The organism is Terrimonas alba (assembly GCF_042434975.1).
GTDB lineage: Bacteria > Bacteroidota > Bacteroidia > Chitinophagales > Chitinophagaceae > Terrimonas_B > Terrimonas_B alba.
Genome location: NZ_JBHMQM010000017.1, coordinates 1 through 8,429 on the forward strand (window position 1 = coordinate 1; position 8,429 = coordinate 8,429).

The following is an 8,429-nucleotide window of genomic DNA, read 5'->3' on the forward strand; positions in this document are numbered from 1 at the left end:
GAAGCAGCATTACCCTATAGCTGGAATGGTCTGTCGGTAACAACAGCCGGCGATCATATTGCGACATTAACAAGCACGGCCGGTTGTGATTCGGTTGTTACACTGCATTTGATCGTCAATCCTGCGGTAACAGGTGAAGAGACGATCACCATTTGCGAAGCAGCATTGCCATACAGCTGGAATGGTCTTTCTATCACATCAGCCGGTGATCATATTGCAACACTCACCAGTGTTGCCGGTTGTGATTCGGTGGTCACACTGCATTTGATCGTTAATCCTGCTGTAACAGGTGAAGAGACGATCACCATCTGCGAAGCAGCATTACCATACACCTGGAATGGTCAATCCATCACCACTGCCGGTGAGCATACAGCTACACTTACCAGTGTGGCGGATTGTGATTCCATTGCAACACTGCATTTAATTGTTAATCCTGTTGTAACGGGTGAAGAAACGATCACCATCTGCGAAGCAGCATTACCATACACCTGGAATGGTCAGTCCATTACTACTGCCGGTGAGCATACCGCAACGCTTGTTGCCGCATCCAGTTGTGACTCGGTTGTTACACTGCATTTAATTGTTAATCCTGCGGTGACCGGTGAAGAGACTGTCACTATCTGCGAAGCAGCATTGCCATACAGCTGGAATGGTCTGTCGGTAACAACAGCCGGTGATCATATTGCTACACTCACCAGTGTTGCCGGTTGTGATTCGGTGGTCACACTGCATTTGATCGTTAATCCTGCGGTGACAGGTGAAGAAACCATTACCATTTGCGAAGCAGCATTATCATACAGCTGGAATGGTCTGTCGGTAACAACAGCCGGTGATCATATTGCTACACTCACCAGTGTTGCCGGTTGTGATTCGGTTGTTACACTGCATTTGATCGTCAATCCTGCTGTAACAGGTGAAGAGACCATTACCATTTGCGAAGCAGCATTGCCATACAGCTGGAATGGTCTGTCCATCACAACAGCCGGTGAGCATACAGCTACACTTACCAGTGTGGCCGGTTGTGATTCGGTGGTCACGCTGCATTTAATTGTTAATCCTGCTGTAACGGGTGAAGAGACGATTACCATTTGCGAAGCAGCATTGCCCTACAGCTGGAATGGTCAATCCATTACTACTGCCGGTGAGCATACTGCAACATTAACAAGCACTGCCGGTTGTGACTCGGTTGTTACACTGCATTTAATTGTTAATCCTGCTGTAACAGGTGAAGAAACGATTACCATTTGCGAAGCAACATTACCATACAGCTGGAATGGTCTGTCCATCACAACGGCCGGTGATCATATTGCGACATTAACAAGCACGGCCGGTTGTGATTCCGTTGTTACACTGCATTTAATTGTTAACCCTGCTGTAACAGGTGAAGAGACGATCACCATTTGCGAAGCAGCATTGCCTTATACATGGAATGGTCAGTCCATTACTGCTGCCGGTGATTATAACGCAACACTGGTTGCTGCATCCGGTTGTGACTCTGTTGCAACACTGCATTTAATTGTCAACCCTGCTGTAACAGGTGAAGAAACGATTACTATCTGCGAAGCAGCATTACCCTATACCTGGAATGGTCTGTCCATCACCACTGCCGGTAATCATACCGCAACACTCGTTGCAGCCAATGGTTGTGATTCTGTTGCCACATTACATCTGAACGTAACACCTCAACCGCCTGCTCCAACGGTTACAACAACGCCGCCTGTTTGCAACAGCATTAATGGCACAATAACAGTTACCTTGCCTGCACCGGGCAATGGCATTACCTACAGTATTAATGGCGTCGACTTCCAGTCAAGCAATGTATTCACCGCCCTTGCACCCGGAAACTATACAGTAACTGTAAATGTAAACGGATGTATTTCTACTGCGAATGTGACATTAGAGAAAGTGACTAATACATTTACCATCAGCCAGCTTGTTACAAATGCTGTTTGCCTGGCCCATAACGGAACTATCGACATCAATGCAAGTGGCAGCACAGCTCCTTATACCTATAGCTGGATCGGCCCGGGCAATTTTAGTTCTACCAATGAAGATCTTAGCGGACTCGCACCCGGTGATTACACGGTGACGGTAACAGATGCCAATGGCTGTACGCAATCAAGAACAATGACTGTAGGCCAGGTTAGCAGTATCATTACACTCAACCAGCAGGTGACCAATACAACCTGTACAGCAAGCAACGGCGCCATCGACCTGACAGTAAATGGAGGTACGGCTCCGTATAGCTATGCATGGACAGGTCCCAATGGTTTCTCTTCTGCAAAAGAAGATTTGAATGGATTAGCGGCGGGTGACTATACAGTAATTGTGACCGACGCCAACGGTTGTACCGCCACTACGACAGCAACGATAAGCCAGGAAAGCAATATTCTCACAGTAAACAAAACAGTTAATAGCGCCACCTGTACAGCGAAGAATGGTGCTGTCAACCTGCTGGTTAATGGAGGTAATTCGCCCTACACTTACAATTGGAAAGGGCCACAAGGATTTGCAGCTGCAACAAAAGACATTTCAAATCTCGCCAGCGGAACTTACGAGGTAAATGTTACTGACGCAAATGGCTGTACAGCTACAACGACTGCAACTGTTGGCCAGGCTGAGCAGGCGCCAAAAGTTGTTACATCGGATATCACTTTATGTTCTCCTGCTAATCTTACAGATCCATCGGTGACAGCAGGTTCCGATGCGGGACTAACATTTACTTATTGGCTGGATGAAGCGGCCACCAATGCAATACCTGATCCAAAGGCAGTGTATGCGGGCACTTATTACATTAAAAGTGTAAATCAATTTGGCTGTGCGACAATTGAGCCTGTTACCGTGAGCATACAATCATCACCATCATTTGTGGTAACGAATCCTGCCAATGTGTGTGCACCGGCAACGGTTGACATTACTGCTCCTGCCATCACTGCCGGAAGCGATCCAAGGCTGACATTTACTTACTGGATGGATGCAGCATTAACTACACCAATAAGTAACCCGAAAGTAATTGCCAACAGCGGAACGTATTACATTAAAGCTTCTGCATCGGGCGGCTGTACATTTGTTAAAACGGTGCAGGTAACCATAACAGTAAACAAGGGCGGAAAATCAGTACGTTATCCAACAGTAACTACGTCACCCTATGTTTCGACACCGTTGACGGCCAGAACGATTGGCGCTAATGATAAATACACCTGGAATCCGCCAACGGGATTGAGTGCAACAAATATTAAGAATCCAACTTTCCGCCATAGCGCAAACACGGAATATACAATCACAATTGATGATGGAAGTGCCTGCCCGGTAGTGGATACATTAGCTGTAGTGATGCGTCAATTGGATCCCGGGTGTACGTCTGATATTTTTGTTCCAAAAGCCTGGTCACCGAATAATGATCGTCATAACGACCGGTTATTCCCGATACCGGTTTGTATCCGTGAGCTGAAATATTTCCGTGTGTTTAATCGCTGGGGACAGTTAGTATTTGAAACAAATATTTTGAAGGAAGGATGGGATGGAAACTTTAAAGGCGTTCCGCAGGTGATGGATACCTATACCTGGACACTGGAAGCAACTGGTGAAGATGGAAAATATTTTAAACGTGCTGGAAATTCAGTTTTAATAAGATAAATTTCAGATCATGAAAACTTTGAAACGATTGGTGGCAGTTATCTTTTTACTGATGGGAGCAAGATCCGTGTTTGCCCAGGATCCCAGCTTTTCACAATTTTTTTCCTCCCCGCTTAATATAAACCCGGGACTCACCGCCAACATCAATGCAGACTGGCGGGTTATTTCCAATTTCAGAGACCAGTGGATAGGCCCGGCAAGTCCCTATGTAACCGGAACCATTTCGTATGACATGAAGATCATGCAGAATAAAATTCCGAATGTAGAAACTGAAAATAATATTATCGGTATCGGCGCCATGCTGATGTTTGATCATGCCATGAGCGGTGTGGTAAAGAGTACGTATGCTTCATTCAATCTTTCTTACAATATCAAGCTGATGGAAAATGATCAGCGAAAGCAACGACTTGGTTTAGGATTTGGCGCCATTTACGGCAGACGACATGTTGCTTTTGACCGGTTAACTTTTGAAGAACAATTTGCCGGAAACGGGTTCAATACCAATCTGCCAACGGGTGAAGCCGCTTTAGAAAATATGCGGCCCTATTTTTCTGCCAGTGCAGGACTTGTGTATTCGTATACCTCGTTAAAAAGCAATTTTGATCTGGGTGTTGCAGGATTTCATTTAAATAAACCCAAACAAACTTTTTTGAAAGATGAGAACCAGGTACTGGCCATGCGCAAAGTAGCACACACCAATTTTGAAACATTCTTAAATGAAAGAGTGGTGTTAAACACGAATGGTATTTACCAATTCCAGGATAAGGCCAGTTATTTTTCGGTGGGCGGCGGATTAGGTTACTATTTGGGTGATGCGGCAGAATCATTGATTAATGCAGGACTTTGGTATTGGTCAAAAAATGCCATCATCCCTTATGCCGGTTTAGCTTACGGAGACTTTCAATTTGGCTTGAGTTATGATATAACTATTTCAAAACTGAACCAGGCCAGCCGTAAACCTAAGACATGGGAACTTTCATTGATCATCCGCGGCGTGAAAAAACCCAGTGGCGTTATACCTTGTCCCTGGAAATAAATGGATAAATCATCCCGGCTGCACAATTTTCCCGTGATTGATCATTTCAAAAATCAGCAATCATTCTTTATACAATCCTGGTAATACCTTAATTCTTTTGTCCATTTCATGTCGACTTTACAAATGAGCATTCCAGGTCACTATTGACCCCACCGGCGTCAGTCGAATTACCAGCAAATTCTATCGCTCCGGCTGAATATCCCCTTTGATGATAAACCCACCCATACACTATCTATACAGCATCCATACACCATCTATGCTGCATCCATGCATGCTGAACGCTTTTACTACGCCTTTGAATGGGCTTTGAGTGGGAGGAGAATGCAGAGGTTGGCAGTTTAATAAGGATATGACTTTACAGTTGCTATAGCACCGCCCTCCTAAATCCTCCCTCCGCCCTTTCTACGAAAATTAATTTAGTGGTTTGCTAAAACCTACACAACTGGTAATCAATTCTTTACAAACCTCTGCCAGCCCTGTATTATTTTGGGGTTAATTAAGTTGCTGATTAATTATAAAAATTGACAAAGATTGCTATTTTTATACCCACTCCTCAATCCTAGTCAGCCGACCCGAATACCGCAGTACCACCAATACCACTACAGAAACTCCACTTTTTTTTCAACCAAAATTGGCGCAAATGAAAACTCATTTCTACACTTCAGCATTCCCGTTTAAAACAAAAAACTTTTCATCTGCATATAGCTAACAAGGAGTCGTCCTTGTTGGTCACCTGTTTTTTGCTTATCCGCTAAATCAGTGTAAGTGATGGGGCTTTTTTAATTTTTTGTGCCTCCAGACCGTGTTCTAATCTAGTATCGTTGTAAACTCCCTTGAGAATTTTATAAACAAACCAAGGTTTATAATCAGGAATGAACCTCGTCCGCCCAAATACTATCACTGCTTTAAATAAAAGGCTAATCAAAGGGCCATGCTATAACTTTTTTGCACCTGTGTTTTTGGGTTTGTTATTCTTGATTGCTTTTGGATTGAAGGTAGAGGCGCAATGTCCTGATATTACCACGCAACCGGCTTCTCAACTAGTGTGCACAGGTAGCTCTGTGACTTTTAGCGTCGTGGCGGATGACAATCCTACTTCTTATCAATGGTATCATAATGCGACTCCAATAACCGGCGCCAACTCTTCATCTTACACCATAAATGCTGTTACAGTAACTGAGTTAGGAAATTATCATGTTGAGATTTCTAAAAGTGGATGCGTAAATGTCGTGTCAGCTATTGCAACGCTTTCATTTTATAATGCTTTAGAGCCCGGTTCAATTAATACAACAGGTGGTAATTATTGTATTGGCGGCAATGCAAATATTGATGGTACCAACCCGCCTTATGGAGGAGCTTCGGGAGGCAATCCGACGTATACTTATGAATGGGAACAAAGTTATCAGGCGGGTTCTGGTTGTAGCAGCACCTGGGTACCAGCCGATGGCACTAATAACGAATCAAGCTATAATCCGCCAGCATTCACATCATCGGGCACCTATTGTTATCGCAGAAAAGTAACGGATGGATGTGGAACTATTGCATATAGTGCAGTCGCAACATTTAATGTATATCCAGAACTTGTTTCTAATAATGTTATTCCATCCCCGAATTCCGCTGCTGTTTGTGAAGGGGAAAGTGTTTCGGCCACGTTTTCGGGTGGGTCTGGTGGTGCTCCCGGGCTTTATGCCGACAAAGATTCATTTAGCATCAATGGAGGAGTTAGTTGGTCGGTCTACACTGCGGGAACGCCCATTTCTACTACTGGTCTCACAGGAACAAATATTATTCGAATTAAAACACGACGTGAAGCGACAAGTGTAGCGGGTTGTAATTGGGGTGTAACAAATGTTTATAGTTGGACTGTAAATGCTACGCCTGCTGAGCCAACCGTTACATCACCTGTGGTGTATTGCCAGGGTGCAACTGCTACAGCTTTAACAGCAACAGCATCTGGTAGCAATACGTTATTGTGGTACACTGTTGCAACAGGTGGCACAGGTTCAACAACAGCACCAACTCCTTCTACCGCTTTTGCAGGTTCAACAACTTATTATGTAAGCCAGGTTACTTCTCTTAACTGTGAAGGCCCAAGAGCTTCCATCACTGTAACAGTAAATCCTACACCTGCAGCACCAACCGTTACAACTCCTGTGGTGTATTGCCAGGGTGCAACTGCTACAGCTTTAACAGCAACAGCATCTGGTAGCAATACGTTATTGTGGTACACTGTTGCAACAGGTGGCACAGGTTCAGCAACGGCACCAACTCCTTCTACTACCACTGCAGGTTCAACAACTTATTATGTAAGCCAGGTTACTTCTCTTAATTGTGAAGGCCCAAGAGCTTCTATTACTGTTACAGTTAATCCTACACCTGCAGCACCAACCGTTACATCACCGGTAGTTTATTGCCAGGGTGAAACAGCAACAGCTTTAACAGCAACATCCGCAGCTGGCAATACTTTATTGTGGTACACCGTTGCAACAGGTGGTACAGGATCAGCAACGGCACCAACTCCTTCTACTGCTGCTGCAGGTTCAACAACTTATTATGTAAGCCAGGTTACTTCTCTTAACTGTGAAGGCCCAAGAGCTTCTATTACTGTAACAGTAAATCCTACACCTGCAGCACCAACCGTTACATCACCGGTAGTTTATTGCCAGGGTGCAACAGCAACAGCCTTAACAGCAACACCCGCAGCTGGTAATACTTTATTGTGGTACACCGTTGCAACAGGTGGCACAGGTTCAACAACGGCACCAACTCCTTCTACTACCACTGCCGGTTCAACAACTTATTATGTAAGCCAGGTTACTTCTCTTAATTGTGAAGGCCCAAGAGCTTCTATTACTGTTACAGTTAATCCTACACCTGCAGCACCAACCGTTACATCACCGGTAGTTTATTGCCAGGGTGAAACAGCAACAGCTTTAACAGCAACATCCGCAGCTGGCAATACTTTATTGTGGTACACCGTTGCAACAGGTGGTACAGGATCAGCAACGGCACCAACTCCTTCTACTGCTGCTGCAGGTTCAACAACTTATTATGTAAGCCAGGTTACTTCTCTTAACTGTGAAGGCCCAAGAGCTTCTATTACTGTAACAGTAAATCCTACACCTGCAGCACCAACCGTTACATCACCGGTAGTTTATTGCCAGGGTGCAACAGCAACAGCTTTAACAGCAACACCCGCAGCTGGTAATACTTTATTGTGGTACACCGTTGCAACAGGTGGCACAGGTTCAACAACGGCACCAACTCCTTCTACTACCACTGCCGGTTCAACAACTTATTATGTAAGCCAGGTTACTTCTCTTAACTGTGAAGGCCCAAGAGCTTCCATCACTGTAACAGTAAATCCTACACCTGCAGCACCAACCGTTACAACTCCTGTGGTGTATTGCCAGGGTGCAACTGCTACAGCTTTAACAGCAACAGCATCTGGTAGCAATACGTTATTGTGGTACACCGTTGCAACAGGTGGCACAGGTTCAGCAACAGCACCAACTCCTTCTACTGCTGCTGCAGGTTCAACAACTTATTATGTAAGCCAGGTTACTTCTCTTAATTGTGAAGGCCCAAGAGCTTCTATTACTGTAACAGTAAATCCTACACCTGCAGCACCAACCGTTACATCACCGGTAGTTTATTGCCAGGGTGCAACAGCAACAGCTTTAACAGCAACACCCGCAGCTGGTAATACTTTATTGTGGTACACCGTTGCAACAGGTGGCACAGGTTCAACAACGGC

At 44.8% G+C, this 8,429-nt stretch carries 3 protein-coding genes; all 3 read left to right on the forward strand.

Annotated elements, in window-relative coordinates; translation table 11 throughout:
• A partial coding sequence (locus ACFEL9_RS25865) for a T9SS type B sorting domain-containing protein (RefSeq protein WP_385896234.1) occupies positions 1-3,636 on the forward strand: 3,636 nt, incomplete at its 5' end.
• Positions 3,637-3,646: 10 nt separating this feature from the next.
• Positions 3,647-4,672, forward strand: coding sequence for a PorP/SprF family type IX secretion system membrane protein (locus tag ACFEL9_RS25870; protein WP_385896237.1), 1,026 nt, complete (start codon positions 3,647-3,649; stop codon positions 4,670-4,672).
• Between the two features lie 959 nt (positions 4,673-5,631).
• On the forward strand, positions 5,632-8,429 hold a 2,798-nt coding region (locus tag ACFEL9_RS25875; protein WP_385896240.1), incomplete at its 3' end, for an Ig-like domain-containing protein.

Excerpts from the sequence above, each read along its gene's own strand:
- ACFEL9_RS25870 (WP_385896237.1), top strand. The coding sequence starts at position 3,647 with ATGAAAACTTTGAAACGATTGGTGGCAGTTATCTTTTTACTGATGGGA.